19 protein-coding genes and 2 pseudogenes are annotated in these 18,986 nt (G+C 62.0%); 12 read left to right on the top strand and 9 right to left on the bottom strand.

Annotated features, from left to right (window positions below; genetic code table 11):
- The first annotated feature begins 67 nt into the window (after window positions 1-67).
- The 12 genes from ABGN05_RS24815 to ABGN05_RS24760 all read left to right on the top strand — a co-directional run bounded on the left by ABGN05_RS24815 (window position 68) and on the right by ABGN05_RS24760 (window position 10,666).
- Window positions 68-439, top strand: a complete 372-nt coding sequence (locus ABGN05_RS24815) for a Zn-ribbon domain-containing OB-fold protein (protein WP_173194934.1) — start codon at window positions 68-70, stop codon at window positions 437-439.
- Entirely contained in the window at window positions 384-1,595 is a 1,212-nt protein-coding gene (locus ABGN05_RS24810) for a thiolase family protein (RefSeq protein WP_367956699.1), read from the top strand. Before ABGN05_RS24815 ends, ABGN05_RS24810 begins: the two co-directional genes overlap by 56 nt.
- Window positions 1,596-1,616: 21 nt before the next feature.
- Window positions 1,617-2,474, top strand: a complete 858-nt coding sequence (locus ABGN05_RS24805) for a MaoC/PaaZ C-terminal domain-containing protein (RefSeq protein ID WP_367956698.1) — start codon at window positions 1,617-1,619, stop codon at window positions 2,472-2,474.
- A gap of 11 nt (window positions 2,475-2,485) precedes the next feature.
- The gene (locus tag ABGN05_RS24800; RefSeq protein ID WP_367956697.1) at window positions 2,486-3,613 is read left to right on the top strand and encodes a CaiB/BaiF CoA transferase family protein; all 1,128 of its coding nucleotides are present in this window, start codon (window positions 2,486-2,488) and stop codon (window positions 3,611-3,613) included.
- 89 nt (window positions 3,614-3,702) lie between these two features.
- Window positions 3,703-4,428: a transglutaminase-like domain-containing protein gene (locus tag ABGN05_RS24795; RefSeq protein ID WP_367956696.1), complete on the top strand. Its 726-nt coding sequence runs from the start codon at window positions 3,703-3,705 to the stop codon at window positions 4,426-4,428.
- The gene (locus tag ABGN05_RS24790) at window positions 4,425-4,874 is read left to right on the top strand and encodes a MaoC/PaaZ C-terminal domain-containing protein (RefSeq protein ID WP_367956695.1); all 450 of its coding nucleotides are present in this window, start codon (window positions 4,425-4,427) and stop codon (window positions 4,872-4,874) included. The genes ABGN05_RS24795 and ABGN05_RS24790 overlap by 4 nt, the downstream gene beginning before the upstream one ends.
- Window positions 4,871-5,989 carry an acyl-CoA dehydrogenase family protein gene (locus ABGN05_RS24785; protein WP_367956694.1) on the top strand — a complete coding sequence of 373 codons (1,119 nt, stop codon included), beginning with the start codon at window positions 4,871-4,873 and terminating at the stop codon, window positions 5,987-5,989. Before ABGN05_RS24790 ends, ABGN05_RS24785 begins: the two co-directional genes overlap by 4 nt.
- Window positions 5,990-6,003: 14 nt before the next feature.
- On the top strand, window positions 6,004-7,137 hold the full coding sequence (locus ABGN05_RS24780) for an acyl-CoA dehydrogenase family protein (RefSeq protein ID WP_367956693.1): 1,134 nt from the start codon (window positions 6,004-6,006) through the stop codon (window positions 7,135-7,137).
- A 19-nt stretch (window positions 7,138-7,156) separates the two neighbouring features.
- Entirely contained in the window at window positions 7,157-7,966 is an 810-nt protein-coding gene (locus tag ABGN05_RS24775; protein WP_252913193.1) for an enoyl-CoA hydratase/isomerase family protein, read from the top strand.
- A gap of 30 nt (window positions 7,967-7,996) precedes the next feature.
- Window positions 7,997-9,193, top strand: coding sequence for a phenylacetate--CoA ligase family protein (locus ABGN05_RS24770; RefSeq protein ID WP_367956692.1), 1,197 nt, complete (start codon window positions 7,997-7,999; stop codon window positions 9,191-9,193).
- Between the two features lie 206 nt (window positions 9,194-9,399).
- Entirely contained in the window at window positions 9,400-10,419 is a 1,020-nt protein-coding gene (locus ABGN05_RS24765) for an MBL fold metallo-hydrolase (protein WP_252913195.1), read from the top strand.
- The gene (locus ABGN05_RS24760; RefSeq protein ID WP_367956691.1) at window positions 10,406-10,666 is read left to right on the top strand and encodes a hypothetical protein; all 261 of its coding nucleotides are present in this window, start codon (window positions 10,406-10,408) and stop codon (window positions 10,664-10,666) included. The genes ABGN05_RS24765 and ABGN05_RS24760 overlap by 14 nt, the downstream gene beginning before the upstream one ends.
- 475 nt (window positions 10,667-11,141) lie before the next feature.
- On the opposite strand, the pseudogene ABGN05_RS24755 reads toward ABGN05_RS24760, so the two are convergent.
- The 9 genes and pseudogenes from ABGN05_RS24755 to ABGN05_RS24715 all read right to left on the bottom strand — a co-directional run.
- Window positions 11,142-11,915: pseudogene (locus ABGN05_RS24755) on the bottom strand (MFS transporter); the annotation flags it as partial.
- A gap of 7 nt (window positions 11,916-11,922) precedes the next feature.
- Window positions 11,923-13,695 (bottom strand): SulP family inorganic anion transporter, encoded by a 1,773-nt coding sequence (locus ABGN05_RS24750; protein WP_367956690.1) that lies wholly within the window; start codon window positions 13,693-13,695, stop codon window positions 11,923-11,925.
- Window positions 13,696-13,723: 28 nt separating this feature from the next.
- On the bottom strand, window positions 13,724-14,155 hold the full coding sequence (locus tag ABGN05_RS24745; RefSeq protein WP_367956689.1) for a DUF6691 family protein: 432 nt from the start codon (window positions 14,153-14,155) through the stop codon (window positions 13,724-13,726).
- A 2-nt stretch (window positions 14,156-14,157) separates the two neighbouring features.
- On the bottom strand, window positions 14,158-14,586 hold the full coding sequence (locus tag ABGN05_RS24740; protein WP_367956688.1) for a YeeE/YedE family protein: 429 nt from the start codon (window positions 14,584-14,586) through the stop codon (window positions 14,158-14,160).
- Window positions 14,587-14,678: 92 nt separating this feature from the next.
- Window positions 14,679-14,996 (bottom strand): annotated as a pseudogene (locus ABGN05_RS24735) (ArsR/SmtB family transcription factor); the annotation flags it as partial.
- Window positions 14,997-15,002: 6 nt separating this feature from the next.
- Entirely contained in the window at window positions 15,003-15,890 is an 888-nt protein-coding gene (locus ABGN05_RS24730; protein WP_367956687.1) for an MBL fold metallo-hydrolase, read from the bottom strand.
- 83 nt (window positions 15,891-15,973) lie between these two features.
- Complete coding sequence (locus tag ABGN05_RS24725; protein ID WP_367956686.1) at window positions 15,974-16,393, bottom strand: protein tyrosine phosphatase family protein; 420 nt, start codon at window positions 16,391-16,393, stop codon at window positions 15,974-15,976.
- A gap of 539 nt (window positions 16,394-16,932) precedes the next feature.
- Window positions 16,933-17,460: a DsbA family protein gene (locus ABGN05_RS24720; RefSeq protein WP_367956685.1), complete on the bottom strand. Its 528-nt coding sequence runs from the start codon at window positions 17,458-17,460 to the stop codon at window positions 16,933-16,935.
- Window positions 17,461-17,519: 59 nt separating this feature from the next.
- Window positions 17,520-18,920: an ISKra4 family transposase gene (locus ABGN05_RS24715; protein WP_367956684.1), complete on the bottom strand. Its 1,401-nt coding sequence runs from the start codon at window positions 18,918-18,920 to the stop codon at window positions 17,520-17,522.
- Between the last annotated feature and the right edge of the window lie 66 nt (window positions 18,921-18,986).

Raw genomic sequence — 18,986 nt, 5'->3', positions numbered from 1 at the left:
TAACATCTGTTAGAAATATCGTCAACTCAGATGACCTGGAAGCGCAGTTAGGGAAGGGTGGTTGAGAATGCACGAAGGCCCGGATGTAGCCTTTCGAAGGGGGCTGGCAGAAGGCAAGGTGGTTCTTCCCAAGTGCAACGCGTGCGGACGTTTCCACTTTTTCCCGCGCGTGGTCTGTCCGCATTGTTACGCAACCTCGTTCACGTCACACGAGATTTCGGGCAGGGGCGAGATCCATACCACAACGGTCGTCAGGCGCGCGCCCGATAGGGGCGGCGATTACAATGTCTGCATCGTCGAACTGGAGGAACGGGTTCGGATGATGAGCCGCGTTGAGGGCGTTGCGCCTCCTGACGTGGAGATCGGCATGGCGGTGATCGCCTATGCGGGAGAGATCGACGGCACCCCCGCCGTGCTGTGCAGGCCGGAAGGGGGCTGAAGAGGTGGAGAACAAGCTGCGCGGCAAATCTGCGATCGTGGGCACCGGACACGCCGGCTTCGGCGAGGCGCCCGGACTGACGGCCTACGACATCATGGCGCAGGCGGGCTTGGCGGCACTGGCGGATGCGCAGCTGAAACTGTCCGATGTGGACGGACTCTTTTGCACGATGATGGAAGACAGCATGCCAGCGTTGATGGCGGCGGAATATCTTGGCATCCGCCCGCGTTTCGTCGAGGGGACGATGACCGGCGGCTCTTCGTTCGTCAACTACATCACCGCGGCCACCATGGCGCTCACAGCGGGGTTGTGCGATGTGGCGCTGATCGTCTACGGCTCGAACCAGCGCAGTGGGTCGGGCAAGCTCGTTACGGCCTCGCGGCCGCCGCCTTACGAACAGATCTATCGCCCGCGCTATCCGATCTCCGCCTATGCTCTTGCGGCGGCGCGGCACATGCACGAATTTGGCACCACGCGCGAACAGCTGGCCGATGTGGCGGTTGCCGCGCGGGCCTGGGCGCAGCACAATCCCGAGGCCTTCGCGCGCGGCGACCTGACACGCGAGGATGTGCTCGCCGCCCGCATGGTGAGCGATCCGCTGACGGTGCGCGACTGCTGCCTCGTCACCGATGGCGGCGGGGCGATCGTGATGGTTCGATCCGAGCGGGCGAGGGATTTCCCCAAGCCGCCAGTTTACGTTCTTGGCTCCGCCGCCGAGAGCACGCATCGACAGATTTCTCAGATGCCGGATTTCACCGTCACGGCGGCCAGGGAGTCGGGTGCGCGCGCCTTTGCCGCAGCAGGGGTGACTCCGTCCGACATCGACGTGGTCGAACTTTACGACGCCTTCACCATCAACACGATCCTCTTTCTGGAGGATTTGGGCTTTTGCGAGAAGGGCGAGGGCGGGGCCTTCGTCGAGGGCGGGCGGATCGCGCCGGGGGGTGAGTTGCCGGTCAACACCAACGGCGGCGGGCTCTCCTGCGTGCATCCGGGCATGTACGGCATCTTCACGGTGATCGAGGCGACCCGCCAGATCCGGGGCGATGCGCCGGGACTTCAGATCGCAAATATTGATCTGGCGCTCGCCCACGGCAACGGCGGCACGTTGTCGAGCCAGGTCACTGCAATTCTGGGCTCGGAGAACACGTTGTGAAACGACTGGGGAGGCGAAGCGATGCCGCTCAATTATGAGGCTCTCTCCAACTGGGAGTTTGAAGATGTAGCGCAAACCCTCACCGAGCGCGACACCATGCTCTATGCGCTTGGCTTGGGCTTTGGCGAGAATCCGGCCGACGAAAAAGAACTAGCCTATGTCTATGAGGACGGGCTGATGGTCGTGCCGTCAATGGCCGTCACGCTTGGCTACCCCGGTTTCTGGCTGCGCGATCCGCGCACCGGGATCGATTGGAAGAAGGTCTTGCACGGCGAGCAGTGGCTGGATGTCTACAAGCCATTGCCGGTCAAAGGTGATCTGATCGGCCGTACCAGGATCGATCAGATCTCCGATAAGGGCGAAGAGCGCGGCGCGGTCATCTATCTGAGCCGTGACATCATCAATGCGGCCAGTGGCGAGACGCTGGCCAAGGTCTCGATGTCGACCTTCTGCCGCGGCGACGGCGGGTTTGGCGGCGAAAACAAACCGGGACCGACGCCTGCGTCCATCCCCGAGCGTGAGCCCGACCATGTTTGCGATCTTGCGACGCTGCCACGCCAGGCGCTGATCTATCGCCTGTCGGGCGATTACAACCCGCTGCACGCTGATCCCAAGGTCGCCCGTGCGGCAGGGTTCGAGCGCCCTATCCTGCATGGCCTGGCGACCTACGGGCTGGCGGCCCGCGCCATTCTCAAGACGCTCTGCGACTATGACGCGAGCCGGCTGACCGGACTGGATGTGCGCTTTTCCGCCCCGGTCTATCCGGGCGAGACGGTGCGGTTTCATATCTGGCGGGAAGGCGACGAAGCCCGGTTCAAAGCCTCGATCCCCGAGCGTCAGGTCGTGGTGCTGAACAACGGCGCAGCCCGCTTCGCCTGAGGACAGCGACCATGGCTCAGCCGCTCAGCGATATTCTCGTGCTGGATTTCAGCACGCTTCTGCCTGGCCCCTTGGCGACCCTGATGCTAGCCGAGGCCGGGGCGGAAGTTGTCAAGCTGGAGCGCTCCGGCACGGGCGAGGACGCGCGCCATACGGCGCCGAAAATCGACGGCTTCAGCATCGGTTACGCGATCCTGAACCGCGGCAAGAAATCGATTGCGCTGGATTTGAAGGCTGAAGGTGCGGTGGAGAGCCTCCGTCCGCTGATCGAGAAGGCCGATGTCCTGGTCGAGCAGTTTCGCCCCGGCGTGATGGATCGGCTGGGCTTGGGATATGAGGCGGTGCGTGCCATCAATCCGGGCATCGTCTATTGCTCGATCACCGGCTACGGACAGACCGGGCCGAAACGGGACTTTGCCGGCCACGACCTGAACTATGTCGGCGACGCCGGAATCCTGTCGCTCAGTCGAGGTCCGGACGAGCAGCCGACAATGCCGTTCGCGCTGGTGGCTGACATTGGGGGCGGCAGCTACCCGGCGGTGTTCAATATCCTGCTCGCCCTGCGCGAGCGCGACCGTACGGGGCAGGGCGCCCATCTCGATATCGCCATGGCCGAAGGTGCTTTCGTTTTCGCCTATTGGGCTCATGCCAAGGGCGTTGTCGCCGGAGAGCCGATTGGCAATGGCGCCGACCGGTTGACGGGCGGACTGGCGCGTTACCGGCTCTATTCCGCAGCCGACGGGCGGCAGATCGCCGTGGCGGCACTGGAAGAGAAGTTCTGGCAGGCCTTCTGCCAGGTGATCGGACTCAGGACGGAGCTGCGCGACGACCTCGCCGATCCGCAAGCAAGCACCGCCGAAGTTGCCCGCCTCTTGGCGGCACATCCGGCCTCGCACTGGGAATCGCTTCTGGCCGAGGCCGATTGCTGCTGCACGGTGGTCAAGACCCCGGCCGAGGCGGCATCCGACGACCATTTTGCCAAGCGTGGCATATACGGTCGGCAAGTGCGAATCGGGGAACGGCGCGTACCCGCTCTGCCGCTTCCGATCGCGCCGGCTTTTCGCGCGCCGCCCTCCCGCGACGAGGCCGCGCCCGATCTCGCACGTGACAACCGCTATTTCGGGCTGCCCGACTCATGAGACACCGCCAAGAACGCCGAACCATTGACGGTGGCATCGTGGTCCACTAATCTAACAGATGTTAGAATTGCTTCTCCCAGAAGGTGGATATGATGACGACCTCCCAAGAAGAGCTCCCGGAAGAGGCCGCGAGGTACGTCGTGCCCACGTATTTCGTGAACAGCGACAATCCCGAGGTCCAGCAGTTCGTCGCCCGGGCTCTGCGCGATCTACCCAACGATGCATCGCTGACCGAAAAGGCGATCCGCCTGTTCGAGGCGGTGCGGGACAGTATCCGCTATGATCCCTACACCTTCGCCTTGACGGCCGATGCTTACCGGGCGAGCGCCATCGCCGGAGCGGAGGCCGCCTTCTGTGTGCCCAAAGCGATCCTCTTGGCGGCCTGCCTGCGCGCGGTCGACATTCCCGCAGCGCTGGGATTCGCCGATGTGCGCAACCATCTGAACACGCCCAAGCTGCGGGAGCTGATGGGCACCGATCTCTTCGTCTATCACGGCTACGTGCAGCTCTGGCTCGACGGCAATACCTATAAGATCACGCCTGCGTTCAACATGGAGCTGTGCGAGCGGTTCGGGGTCAGGCCGCTAATCTTCGATGGCAACAGCGACGCGCTGTTTCACGAATTCGACGTCAAAGACCAGCGGCACATGGAATATGTGAACGATCGGGGGCTCTACGTCGACGCACCGATGGAGGAATTCCTGCGCGTTTTCAAAAGGACCTATCCCAAACTCGAGCAGTTCAATCGCGAGCGCATCTCGCACAGCGCCGAAGGGGTGGACGCCGGGTTTGCGGCAGCGGGCAAGGTCTCATGAAATATCTGGAAGACTTCCAGCCAGGTCAGATCTACAGGTTCCGCGCAGAGCCGCTGAGCAAGGAGGAGATCATTGCGTTCGCGCATGAATGGGATCCGCAGCGGCTGCACACCGATGAGAACTATGCCGTGTCCGTCCACGGCAGCCTGATCGCCTCGGGCTTTCAGACGATGCTGCAGGTGTTCAAGCCAGTCATGCATGGAATGATGCCGGAGATCGCCAATATCGGCGGGCTGGGTTTCGATTCGCTGAGATGGCCTCGGCCAATTCGGCCTGGCGAGGCGCTGGAAATCGAACTGGAAGTCTCTTCGGTCACACCTTCGAAGAGCAAACCGGACAGGGGCGTGCTGGCCTACACGCTCAGGGCCATGAATCCCGCAGGACAGGTCGTGTTCACTGCCGATACTCCGGTGATGATCAAGCGCCGGCCCTCGGAGGAACAATGAGCAACGCTGCACATCACGATCAGGACGATCTCCGCCTGCTGCGCGAAAGCGTCCGCACGTTGTTGGAGCGCGCGGGCGGCGTGGCGCGAGCGCGCAAGATCAGGGACGAAGGCGGCGGCTGGGATGCGCCCGTGATGACGGAACTGGCCGAGGCCGGCGTGTTCGGCGCCGTGGTTCCCGAAGAGGCCGGCGGCCTCGGCATGGGGCTGGCCGCCGCCGGCATCATCGCCGAAGAAGTAGGCCGGGTGATCGCGCCCGAGCCTGTCGTCGCCTCGGTCGGGCTCGCAATTGGCCTTTTACGCCGGCTCTGCCCCGAGCATGCGCTTCTGACCGAGGCGCTGGCCGGCACGACGGCCCTGGCAACAGCATGGCAGGAGCGTAACTCCAAAGGTCTCTCCAACACCCTGTCATGTCGATTCGAGAACGGCGCTCTGACCGGGATGAAATCATGGGTCGCGGGGGTGGCTGCTGCAAGTGGCATCCTCGTCGTGGCGGAGGCCGGCGGCGGCCCGGCTCTCGCTTTGGTTGAACCCGGCGGCAAGGGCATAGCCATCGACAAACGGCGTCAGTCCGATGGCAGTATACTGGCCGAGCTACACCTGTCGGGCGCACCAGCCGAATTGCTCGCAAAGGGCCCGGCCGTCGCAAAGGCTCTGGAAGCTGCCGTCAGCGACACGACAGCGCTGACGGCGGCCGAGCTTGTCGGGGTCAGCGCCAAGGCGCTGGAGATCACGCTCGACTACATCAAGACGCGCGAGCAGTTCGACAAGCCAATCGGTTCGTTCCAGGTCATTCAGCATCGCGCGGTGGACATGCATGTCATGCAGGAAGTGGCCGAAGCGGGCGTGCGCGACGCGCTAGGCCTGATGGACGCGACAGAAGCCCCGCGCCTGCGTGCCCGCCAGGCCAGCCGCGCCAAGGCCCGGGCTTGCACCACGGCCAGGAAGATCACGCGCGAGGCCATCCAGCTTCATGGCGCGGTCGGCTACACCGACGAGTTCGACATCGGGCTTTACCTGAACAGGGCGCTGGTGCTCTCGGCTTGGCTGGGCGACGACGTCCATCACCGGCGGCTCTGGCTGAACGCCCGCAACGCAGAGGAGACCGCCGAGTGATCGACTACAACGCCATGAGCGACGCCGACTTCCGCAGGCAGGTCCAGCAGTTCTTCGAAACCGAGTATCCCGAAGAGCTGCGCAATCTTTCGCATCGCCCGAAGTTCGCCGAAATCGAGCACTGGCACCGCAAGCTCCATGCCCAGGGCTGGGTCGCGCCGGCCTGGCCTGCGGAGTACGGCGGCATGGGGCTGAACGCGGCCAAGCTTCTCATCTTCTACGAGGAACAGCAGCGTTGGGGGGTCGTACGCGGCCGCGACATGGGCGTTCAGATGGTCGGCCCGCTCATCATCAAGTTCGGCACCGATGCTCAGAAGGCATACCGGCTGCCCCGCATCCTGAGCTGCGAGGACATCTGGTGCCAGGGCTATTCCGAGCCGGGCGCAGGGTCCGATCTGGCGAACCTGCGCACGAACGCCGTGATCGACGGGGACGAGTTCGTGATCAACGGACAGAAGATCTGGACGACGATGGCGCATGACTCGACGCACATTTTCATGCTGGTGCGCACCGATCCGAAGGCCCCAAAGAAGCAGCAAGGAATCAGCTTCATTCTCGTGCCGATGGATCAGCCGGGGGTCGAGGTCCGAACTATCACCACGCTGGCGGGCGAAACCGAATTCTGCGAGGTCTTCTTCGACGATGCCCGCACCCCGTGCGAAAACCTCGTGGGCGAACTGAACAAGGGCTGGACGATGGCCAAGTCCCTGCTCAGCTTCGAGCGGGTGTTTATCGGCGCACCGAATCTGGCCCAGAACGCGATTGGCCAGCTTGAAACCTACGCCCGCGGTGCCGGCCGCTTCGACGACCCGGTCTTTTGCGACCGCTTCGCCGAGGTTGCGCTCGATGTCGAGGATCATGCGGCACTTTACGCGCGCTTCGCCGATCAACTCAAGCGGGGCGAACCGCTGGGCGCGGATGTCTCGATGCTCAAGATCTGGGTGACCGAGACGTTTCAGAAGATCACCGAACTCATGATCGAGGCGGCAGGATCCGACGGCGGCACCCTCGGCCCATTGCAGGTCGGCAATGTTGGTGTCGATGTTCTGGCGACCTTCTACAAGGCCCGGCCGACCACGATCTACGGCGGGTCGAACGAAATCCAACGCAACATTCTATCGAAAGCTGTCCTGGGCCTGCCGGGCTGATCACGAGGGAGGATTTATGATGTCCGATCGTTACGCGAAATACGACAAGCTGAAATTCGATTATCCGGCCGAGCGCGTGCTGCGCATCACTTTCGACCGGCCCGAGACCTTCAACTCGGTGGACGCCGAGACCCACACGCAGATGACCGATATGTGGATCGACATCGATCGCGATCCCGACATCAATGCGGTGATCGTCACCGGTGCAGGCAAAGCGTTTTCGGCGGGCGGCGATTTCAGTCTGATCGAGAGCATGATCGGCAATTCGCACGAGATCATGAAGACGTGGAAAGAGGCCAGGAACCTCGTCTACAACATCATCAACTGCAACAAGCCGATCATCTCGGCGATTAACGGTCCCGCGGCCGGCGCCGGCCTGGTCGTCGGCATCCTGGCCGACGTATCGATCGCCGGCAAGAAGGCCAGAATCGTTGACGGCCATCCTCGTCTCGGCGTCGCCGCCGGTGACGTCGCCGCGATCATCTGGCCACTGCTGTGCGGCATGGCCAAGGCAAAATACTATCTGATGACCTGCAAGCCGGTCTCGGGTGAGGAGGCTGACCGGATCGGGCTAGTGTCGATGTGTGTCGAGGATGAGGTTCTACAGCAGACCGCGCTCGACATCGCCACCGAGCTGGCAAATGGCTCGCAGAGCGCGATCCGCTGGACCAAATACTCGCTCAACAACTGGCTGCGTCAAGCCGGTCCGATCTTCGACGCATCCACTGCTCTCGAAATGCTCGGCTTCATGAGCGAGGACGTCAAGGAAGGCGTCCTGTCACATCGCGAGAAGCGCGCGCCAAACTTCCGCAAGGATTGTCCGATCTGAGCCGAGCGTAGGAGGGAGAATAGGAAAACAATGTCCATCGACATCTATCAGGATATCGCGACCGCCTACAACGCGGCCGCAACGAAGGCACCGGGATTGAAGGCGCGGTTCGAAGCGGCCGGGTTCGACCCTGGCAAGGTGTCATCACTGGCCGAGCTCTCCCGCCTGCCGGTGATGAAGAAAGAGGAGCTGCTGAAGCTCCAAAGAGAGAACCCGCCTTTTGGCGGGTTCCTTGCCGCTGATCTGAAGGAGATCGCGCACATTTATGTCTCCCCAGGCCCGATCTTTGAACCGGCGCTGCCAGGCGGCGGCGGCCACGGACTGGATCTGCTGTTCAAAGCGGCAGGCATAGGCGCGGGCGACATCATCCTGAACACATGGATGTATCACCTCGTGCCGGCTGGACTTCTTTTTGACGAGGCAGCGCAGGCCGCAGGCGCCACCATTATTCCCGGCGGCGTCGGCAACACCGAATTGCAAGCCCAGATCGTCGTCGAGACCGGCGTCACTGCCATCTGCGCGTCGACGGCTTTCTTCCTAACGCTGGCCGACAAAGTGATCGAGACCTATGGCCGCGGCGCCTGGAAAGTGAGGACCGCCCTTCTGGGCGGAGAAATGGGCGACTGGATGTCCAAGCGCCGGCGGATCGAGGCCGAGTATGGGGTCGCTACATGGGCGGCCTATGCCACCGCTGATCTTGGCCTTGTCGCGTATGAGGATGGCGGCGAAGGTTACGTCGTGCATCCCAACCGGGTGGTACAGATTTGCGATCCTGTCCGCGGCGGCCAACTCCCCCACGGCGAGACGGGCGAGGTCGTGGTAACCGCACGCGATGCTACCTGGCCGATGATCCGCTTCGGCACTGGTGACAGCGCCTTTGCACTGGAGAGCAACCAGGACGGCAGTGTGCGCCGGCTATCGGCGCTGCAGGGCCGGGTGGGCGCGGCGGTGAAGGTGCGCGAGATCTTCGTCTATCCACGCGTGATCGAGGAGGTGGTGATTGCCACACCCGGGGCAATAGCGGCTCAGGCCGTGGCGACGCGCGAAAACGACCGAGACCTTATCAGCATCTCGATCGTTCTGCAGGAGAGCGCCGACCGCATTGCCGCCGAAGCGGCGGCCAAAGAAGCGTTCCAGCGACATGCCCGCATCCGTGCAGACGAGATCATCTTCATTGATGCGCTTCCCGAGAACGCGCCCCTTATCGTCAATGGCAAGGACATCTGAAGCCACAGCTCAAACTTCAGCGACGGTTAAGCGAGCGCCACCAAGGCATGTGTGAGCCTCACCGTCGACGAACCCATACTCACTACGAATAGGAGAAGGTTTCATGAAAGTTCTCGTCCCGGTGAGGCGGTGCTCGAGGCGAACGTGAAGCCGCGCGTAGCCTGCCGGTAGACAAAGCTCTCGAATGCCTCCATCTGTTGGAAATTATGCCTCAGTTTCCCTTCCATTCGCCACCGGCGGCGGGGCAAGTTATCTCGGTTGCGCCAGGGGTTCTCTGGGCCCGCATTCCGCTGCCGTACCGTCTTGATCACGTGAACGTCTATCTTGTCCAGGATGGCGAGAGCTGGACGCTGATCGACACCGGTATCAATACGGACGAGGCGAAGGCAGCTTGGCAGGCTCTCCTGGGGGGACCGCTATCGCATGTCTCCATTTCGCGCGTCGTCGTCACCCATCATCATCCGGACCACATCGGGCTTGCAGGATGGCTTTGCGGCAAGTTTGGCGCCGAAATGCTGACGAGCCAGACTGCCTACATGACCAGCAGGGTCATCTCCCTAGCCCCGCACGAGACGGGGCTTCGCCACTATTTCGATTTCTATGTTAACCACGGCATGAGCGAGGAAGGCGCCGGACTCGTCGCCATTCACGGCAGCGAATATCTGATGCTGGTTTCGGAACTGCCTCCCACCTTTCTCAGGCTCGTTCTGGCCGACAGAATCACGATCGGACGCCGGGAATTCAGGGTAATCACTGCGGACGGGCATGCCCCCGAGCAGATCCTTCTTTACTGCGAGCAGGATAGGCTGTTGTTCGCTGCTGATCAGATCATCGAGAGGATCTCGCCCAATGTCAGCGTCTTCGCCGGCGAACCTAATGGCGACCCGCTCGGACATTTTCTCAGGACGCTGCGCTTTATGCGTCAGGAACTGCCGGACGATGTCCTGGTGCTGTCGGGACACGGCCGCCCGTTCTACGGGCTGCATGAACGATGTCTCGAACTTGAGGCACATCACGAAGGACGCTGCCAACGGATCCGGGAAGCATGCGCAAAAGCGCCGCACTCAGTGGCGGATCTCGTTCCTATCCTCTTCACCCGCAAGCTCGACGCCCACCAGATGAGTTTCGCGTTCACGGAAACGCTGGCTCATATCAACCGGCTGGTACGAAGATCGGAACTGATCGCAGTCAAAACTGCGGAGAAGGTCCGCTATGTCACCACCTGATATCCCCCATGCACGTGAGAACGATGACGTGTTCGTGCTTGTAATGCTTGTTCTCGTTGCCGGAGCGGATGCGGTATTCTCAGAGGGCTTGGCTTTCGCGACAGCCGCGGCGCTGGCGCTGGCGAACGTAGCCCACGAGGGGATCGTACAAGGCGCAATGACCTTACAGTTGTTGAAAAGCGACGATGAAGGGAAGCTTGCAGCAACTACGGCCTTCGCGCTCGGTATGGTGTTGTTGGGGAATTGAACGGAGGCGCTCCGATGGACCGGATTGGGAACTAAACGGAGCCTGCGGAACATTGGAGGCTTCGATTTGAAGAACTCGCGCTCGGGGAAGCTAAATCTGAACCTTTGCGGCTTGGCTTTGCGGCGCAGCTGAAGTCGCAAGTTGATCAGGCGGTTTCCGGCATCGGCGGCGGAGATGCCCGATTGGCTTGGCGCTACCTTCGCGATCCAGATCGGACGCGTGTCGCCTGATTGGCTCGAACGGGGCAAAGCACCATTGTGCGGGCGATCAACGGCCCTTCTGCTGGAAAGCCGCGGCTCGGTCAATGGGACGGCAAGTCGATCCAATCGCTTTTCCGCGCCGATGTGCACACGGCGCGGATCGCCCCGGTGCCGGAAGCGCGGCTGCTGTTCCCGGATCCACGGGTCGACTATCTGAGGAACGAGGCTCAAGAACCTTGGGGGCACCTCCACAAACTGAAATTAGCACGAGCTGATATCCCCCAGCTCATCCCGTCGTTGAGGTTGTTGACCAGCCCTGCCTGCGATGCCGCGAAGAGGTTGCGGTCGCGGAAAGAGGTCAGCGCGAATACCTCCCGGAAGCCGATCGAAGCCGTCTCGCGAGGGCTGTTGTCCATCTCGAGGCGGACATGGTCGCGCGTGTCGCGCACGAGCAGAACGGATAGCGCCGTTCCGATGACGGCATATCCGATGCCGAGGTAGATCGGCACGGGGCGCAGTCCATACTGGCCGGCGAGATAGCCCGTTAGGAAGGCCGTCAGGCCGACCGCGAGATAGCCGGCGAACTCGTTCAGACCTACGGCAAGGCCGCGCGACTTCGGCCCAACGAGATCGACCTTCATAATCACGGTCATCGACCAGGCGAGGCCTTGGCTGAGGCCGAGTAGGGCGTTGGCGGCGATCACCCAGTTCCAGCTCGGCGCCCACAGGATTATGAAGGGGACGGGAAGGCCGAACAACCAGCCCAGGATCAGCACGCGCTTCCGGCCCCAGGTGTCGGCCAGTTGGCCCGAGACGAGATTGGCGAACGCCTTGACCACGCCGAAGCTGACGATGAAGGAGACGATAAGGGTCGTCGACGCGATCCCGAACTCCTGCGACCCGATCAGCGGCGCCACCGTCCGCTCGATCCCGACCATGCCGACGACGAAGGCATTGATCAGCACCAGCAGCGCGAACTGCCGCCAGTTGGCTTTGAGACCAAGAACGATGCCGCTTTGCCCGCGCCCGTCCGGCAACTCGGTCGTCATATCCCAGTTACTGCCGCACGCCAGGAATCACGGACGGAACCTGCGCGGCCGAATCTGCAATTCCGTCACTATCGCCTCCCAGGTCCTGCATGGCTTCGTATTGAGACAGGTAGATTCGTCCACTCAGTTTCTCCAGAAAATCCGAGCACTTGAGCCGATCCATGACGGGGCCTTTCACTTCGCTGAGATGCAGCGTAATTCCGGCGTCGTGAAGCCGGTGATTGATCTCTTCCAGGCTTTCGAGCGCGCTCGCGTCGATCGCGTTGACGGCCGAGCACATGAGAACGACGTGACGGACGGCAGGCCGCTCAGCGACAAGTTCGGCGATACGGTCTTCGAGGTAGCGACTGTTGGCGAAATAGAGGCTCTCATCGACGCGAATAGATAGGATTTCAGGCGTGGTGGCGACCGTGTGACGATCGATGTTTCGAAAGTGTTCCGTTCCAGAGACGTTACCGACGACCGCCATATGCGGACGGCTGGTCCGGTAGAGGTGAAGGACCAGCGAAAGCACCACACCGAGGACCACGCCCGGCTCGACGCCCCAGAAGAGCGTGCCGAGGATGGTCGCCGCCATCGCGGAAAAATCGGCCTTGGAATAGATCCAGACCCTGCGGATGATCGAGAAATCAACGAGTGAAAGGACGGCGACGATGATTGTCGCGGCAAGTGTCGCCTGCGGAAGGTTCGCCAGATATGGAGTGAGGAACAACGTCGCCAGCGAGATGCCCGCAGACGTGAATACGCCGGCTGCGGGCGTTACCGCGCCGGCGTCGAAATTGACGACCGAGCGAGCGAACCCCCCGGTGACCGGATATCCGGAAGAGATCCCCGCGGCGATATTCGCCGCGCCGAGACCGATCAGCTCCTGGTCCGGAACGATGCGTTGACGTCGCTTGGCGGCGAGTGTTTGCGCCACGGAAACCGATTCCACGAAGCCGATCAGGCTGATGAGAAGGGCGGGGACCGCGAGCGTCCTGACCAGTTCCAGGTCGATGGCTGGAAGTCCCGGCACAGGGAGTCCCTGGGGAATCGTGCCGACGAGCGCGACGCCTTTTGCGCCCAGGTCGAACATGACGGCGATTGCGATGGTTGCCGCTACCGCCAGGACAGGACCAGCCTTCGTGATCATGTCGGCGGGCCTAAGTCCAAGGCCTCGCGACATCAGGAGGGTCTTCAGGCGAAGCCGGACAAAATAAAGGAAGGCGAGGACGCCAGATCCGATCCCCAAGGCATAAAGGTTGGTTTCGCCGGCGCGGAGACCAAGCTCGGCGATGATCTCATAGAAAGTATCCCCGCCGATCTTTACGCCCAGGAAATATTTGAGCTGGCTCGCGGCGATCAGGATGCCGGAAGCGGTGATGAAACCAGAAATGACCGGGTGGCTCAGAAAATTCGCGAGGAATCCAAGTCGCAGAAGGCCCATGGCAAGGAGCATGACGCCCGAGATGAGTGCGAGCAGAACCGCCGCTTCGAGATAGCCGGCGGTGCCTTGCGCCGCCACCTCGCCGATGGCGGACGCCGTCATCAGGGAGACGACCGCGACCGGTCCGACAGAAAGTGTGCGGCTGGTGCCGAAGATCGCGTAGGCGACGAGCGGCAGGATCGAAGCATAGAGCCCGACCTCTGGTGGCAGGCCTGCGAGCATCGCATAAGCGAGCGACTGCGGGATAAGCATGATGGTGACGATCAGCGCCGCCAACAGGTCGTTCGTCAGCACCGAACGATCATAACGCCGACCCCAGTCGAGTATCGGAAAGTAAGTTGCGGCCCAGCGCATAGGCGTCGCCCTTTTGTTTGAGGCTCGGTCAGGCGGACCGAGGAAGGACAGGCCGCTCGCTAGCGGCGCGCGCCGCCCACATGCCGAGGAACATGGCAGGAAGGAATGCGAGCGTGCCCGGCTCCCCAAGCCCGAGCGCCGTCAGCGCCGGGCCAGGACAGAAGCCGCCAAGACCCCAGCCGATGCCGAACACCGCTGGGCCGACGAGAATACGACTGTCGATGTCATTTTTGCCTGGCAGATGGAATGTGCCGCCCATGATCGGCGCATCACGCCGCAGCACCAGCCGGAAGCCGATGAAGGCGACGATCACAGCGCTGCCCATAACGAAGGCTAGAGACGGATCCCATGTGCCGAAGAGGTCGAGAAAGTTGAGGACCTTGGCCGGATCGGACATGCCCGAGATCACCAGGCCGAGACCAAAAAGCAGGCCGAGCGCGAGATTGACGAGGAAGGACATGATCAGGCTCCGATGAGATGACGCACGACGAAGACGGTGACGACGGCGGTTGTCATGAACGTCAGCGTCGCCACCAACGAGCGAACGGAAAGGCGCGAGAGGCCGCAGACACCGTGGCCGCTGGTGCAGCCATTGCCGTAGACGGAACCGAATCCGACCAGAAGACCGGCTGCAGCCATGAGCGGCAGATTTGCCGAGACGGTCTGCATGATCGGGTTTCCGGTTGCGGCCATCACAAGGAGCGGCGCCGCGACGAGGCCGATGACGAAGCCGAAACGCGAACGGAATGCGCTGTCGCGGTAGGGCGGCAGTAGCCTGCCAGCGATGCCGCTGATCCCGGCGATCCGGCCTTCCCAGGCCATCAGGAGGACGGCCGACAGGCCGATCATCGCGCCGCCAATCGACGAGGCGAGGGGGGTGAATTCAGTCATCAGGGTTTCCTCGGTTCGATGCCGGCCATTTTTCGACCAGGCATTTTTGTTGTCTCAAGCATTGGGTGCTCGGTGTCCCGAGATGGCTCATCCGCTGATGGCTCGCAGAACATGCGGTGCATCAGGCTTACGAACTCGGCCACGCGCTCATCCGCGAGGCTGTAGAAGACGGACTTCGATTCCTTGCGCCCGGAGACGAGGCCTGCTTCCCGCAGCTCGGCGAGTTGCTGGGACAGGCCGGGCTGGCGGATGCCGAGCGTATCTTCCAGGTCGCGGACCGACCGCTCGCCGTCGACGAGCGCGCAAACGATCATCAGCCTATTCGGATTTGCCAGCTTCTTCAGAAACTCGGATGCCTCGGCGACGTTTTCGAGCATCTCGGAGACGGCGGTTGTTGGATCGATCTTCATCTTGCCTCACTCCCAGGCTGCGCCGTCGAGCGCGTCGAGCGGAAACTTGAGATAGCGTTTGCCGTTCGCCTCCGGGTGGGGAAGGCGCCCGCCGTTGATGTTGACCTGAAGCGCATGCAGGATCAGCTTCGGCATCGGCAGGGTCCGGTCGCGCGCCTCGCGTACCTTCACGAACTCCGCTTCCGTTTTGCATTTCGCGATGTGCGTGTTCTCGGCCTTCTGTTCGGCGACCGTGCTCTCCCAGAGCGGCTTGCGACCGCTAGGCTGATAGTCGTGACCGGTGAAGATGCGGGTTTCGTCCGGCAGCGCGAGGATTTCCTTGATCGATTGCCAAAGGCGCCTTGCGCTGCCGCCCGGAAAGTCTGCCCGCGCCGTACCGCTGTCCGGCATGAAGAGCGTGTCGTGGACGAAGGCCGCGTCGCCGATCACATAGGTGATCGAAGCCAGTGTGTGGCCGGGCGAAAATAGCACCTTTGCGGAAATCTCGCCGACCTTGAACGTCTCGCCCTCAGCAAAGAGCTTGTCCCACTGCGAGCCGTCCGCGGGGAAATCCGGCCAGTGGTAGATGCCTTTCCAGAGCTCCTGGACCTCGATCACCTTTTCGCCGATCGCGGTCGGCGCGCCTGTCTTGGCCTTCAGGTGCCGGGCGGCCGACAAATGGTCGGCATGGGGGTGGGTGTCGAGAATCCGCTCGACGGTCAGTCCCTGATCGCGCACGAATTCCAGGATTCGGTCAGCGTTCCTCGTGGCTGTCGCGCCGGACTTCTCGTCGAAATCGAGAACCGGATCGACAATCGCGCATTTCTTCGTCGCCGGATCGGCAACGACATACTGGATCGAGAAGGTGCGCTTGTCGAAGAAGCCTGTCACTTCGGGCTTTGCTGTGGCGTTCATTGTCGGTCCTCGTGTTGTGCTTGTCTTGGGGGGTGGCGGGGCGGCGCGTGGCTGACGCCTCGGTGCGGAAGATTCGTCGCGGGTCAGATGTTCGCCTTCAGCCAGTTCTTTGCTCCGGCGAGATCGACTCCCATCCGGCTGCCCAGTTCGTTGACATCGGCGACCGTCATACGGCCGTCCAGCACCTCGCCAATGGTCCACAGCGTCAAGGAGCGCGTACCCGTCTTGCAATGGGCGAGAACCGGACCCTCCGCTTCCGACAGGGCCTTTTGGAATGCCTGAACCTTTTCCGCGGAGAGCTTGCCGGGGACGACCGGGATGTGAACGTAGCTCAAGCCGAGTTCGGCGGCTTCCGCGGCTGACTCTGCCGCTGTCGGCTGAACGGGTTCCTCGCCGTCCGAGCGGTTGTTGACGACACGTTTGATGCCCATGGCTCTCGCCTCCGCGAGATCCGCCGCCGTCGGCTGCGGTGCGATCCAGAGTTTTTCTGTGACCTGTTTCATCGGTAGTCCTTCCAGTTCCAGGGTGGCAGGTTGCAACCTGCCGTTCCAATTCTCGGGGCTTGGTGATGCAGCGTGTAAGATGAGCGCGTCTCCATTAATTAGAAATGATTGCGAAAAAATGCAACTAAATAAGCGCACGTGCTAGATGCGACGCGGTGGGCCCAAAGCCGCGCCGGCAAATTGCTTGACTAGGAAGCGAATTTGGGGCCCGGAGGAGTGGCGCAAGTCCCGCGCCCAAAGGCGGTATCCGCGGCACGAATTCAGAATAGGCTCACCGCCTCGTCACCTCGATGCAATGCATCGCCTGCCATTCGACCGCCATCATCAAACAGCAGAGAATTTCAGATGCCCGCTGGGAATATCTCTGGGACTGGATGGTCGACGATCAGGGAATGCCCGAAACGGACGCCGAAACGAAGGAGACGATCCTCACTTACCTGAAGACGCACTTTTCGTCGGAGCGGTAACGGTCGGCGTTCCACAGATCTTCCGCTCAGTTACCAAATTAGGCAGCCGCACCTTTTTTGCGTTCCTCACCCTCATCCCGCGCGCGCTTCAGCCACGGCGTCGGTGAGCGCCTTCGCGTCCATCGCGCCATGGAATATCTTCGTGCCGATGATGAACGAAGGCGTGCCGTTGAAGCCGAAGGCGTTGGCCTGATCCATGTTGCGGGCGACAATAGCGTCGACGCGGGCGGAATCCTTCCTGTAGGCTTCCACCAGCGCGGCCGGGTCGAATCCTGCCTTCGCCAGCACCGAATCCACCTCGCTCTTTTCAAGCCGCCCCTTTGTGGCCATCAGGGCGTGCAGCGCGTCTGAGTACTTCCCCTGCCCCGCCAAAGCCAGCACCAAGCTGGAAGCGTAGACGGACGGCGCGCCAAAAATGGGCCAGTCCTTCATGACCAGCCGAATTTTTCCATCCTTTTCGACCACGTCCACCAGTTCCGAATGGCCACTTTTGCAGAACGGGCACTGGTAGTCGAAAAACTCGGCGATGGTGATGTCGCCGTCCGGATTGCCGAGCACAGGAATGTCGGGATCGAACAGGACTTGCTCGACCGTCGGCATGGATTGCGCGAGAGCCAAGCGGGCGGGCATTAGGGAGAGCATGAGGAATCGTGTGGCAGCTACGCCGCCGCCTGGTTGGCGGAACTTCGGTGATTGTCATTTGCCATGCCCGGATACCATGTCTCGAAGGTCGAGCGCAGCGAGCCGTCGAGGGTCTGAGTTCGAGTTTGCAGCAGGAGATGCGCGCCTGTCCGGCTCCATTGCATCTGCTGCTTCTTGGCGAAGCGCTTGCTGACGACGGCGTTGACGGTGGCCTCGACGAAGGCGGAGGATATCCGCTCTCCGGACCGGTATCGTTCGCCGTAGTTGATCAGGCTGGCGTGGTTTGACCCGATATAGGATTGGAATTCGCCGATCGCCGTCAGGAACTTTCTCGTGTTCGGATAGTCGGTTTCCGTAGCTTCAGCATCGTCGAGCAGCCAATCGATCTCCTCGCGCGCCCGGAAAGCGTTGCCGTGCCACAGATACCATTTGATCCGGGACAGCATACCCAGCATGCCATTGCCGGCTTCCTTGTCATGATGGCGGAGGCCTTGTGCGAATTGGCGAAGCACGGTGATGCGCATTGTGATGTGGAACCAGTCCAGCACATGCTCGCTGGCCGGGGCGATCATTTCGGCGAGTGAACGGACTTCCTCGCCGCCGTCCGTGATGAAGGTAATATCCTGGTTGGCCTGCACGCCCTGTTTCTTGAGGTGGTCGAGGACCCGGCGCTGCGGCTTGCGGTCGTAACCGTGAACAAAGCCGACGTAGCGCGGTTCGCCATCCGCGGGCAGGGAGCGCCCGACGATCAGCTCGAAGTTCTTCTTTCGGTCGTCACGATCCCGGATGTATCCGCCATCGAGGCCGATGACGATGCGACCGTCAGGAATGGGCAGGCCTATCCAGTCCTGAGGACACGAATCCTGCATGAAGGAAACGCGTTCTTCCGTCAGCTCCCGCTCGATCCGGGTGGCCGTTTTCAACGCATGCTGCCGCACCGTCGTGGCGTTGGCCCCGCAGTCGATCGGCAACACATCGGCCAGCAGCTCGGCCGCGGCAGCATAAGGCACGAGCGAGGCCCATCGCGTTTCGAGATACAGCCGCTCGGGTGCGACATGGTCAGGGATCAGTTGCGGTAACGGCGACACCGTGCCCGGCCCGTTGTGTCCTTTGCTCTCCGGCAGGGCGTATCGGGGGCTCCTGAGCCGGACATCGCCGAATAGGGTGTGGAAGGTGACGGGATAATATCCCTTGTGCCGCAAGCGGCGGCCGTCCGTCTCGCGGTTTTCCCTGAGCCAGAGGTCCACCTGCGTCTCCACCATCTTCTGCTGAAGCCTGGCAAGCAGCGCCTTGCCCTCGGCAAGCGACAGGCCGAGATCCTCCGCACCTGTCGTGACCTTCGCCATGTCGGCGACGATCTCCCGACAAATCTCCTCACCGTCGTTGCCGGTGAGTTCCATGACGATCCGAACCTGCATGCCTGCGCCTCCTTGCCGGGTTTTCCAGAACGGGCGGAGTGGAAAGCTGGTCACGCCCGACCCGCG

The sequence above is a fragment of the Aquibium pacificum genome (genome assembly GCF_040839445.1).
GTDB classification, from domain to species: Bacteria; Pseudomonadota; Alphaproteobacteria; order Rhizobiales; family Rhizobiaceae; genus Aquibium; species Aquibium pacificus.
The sequence above is the reverse complement of the archived record's forward strand: the minus strand, read 5'-3'. Positions and strand labels throughout refer to the sequence as shown.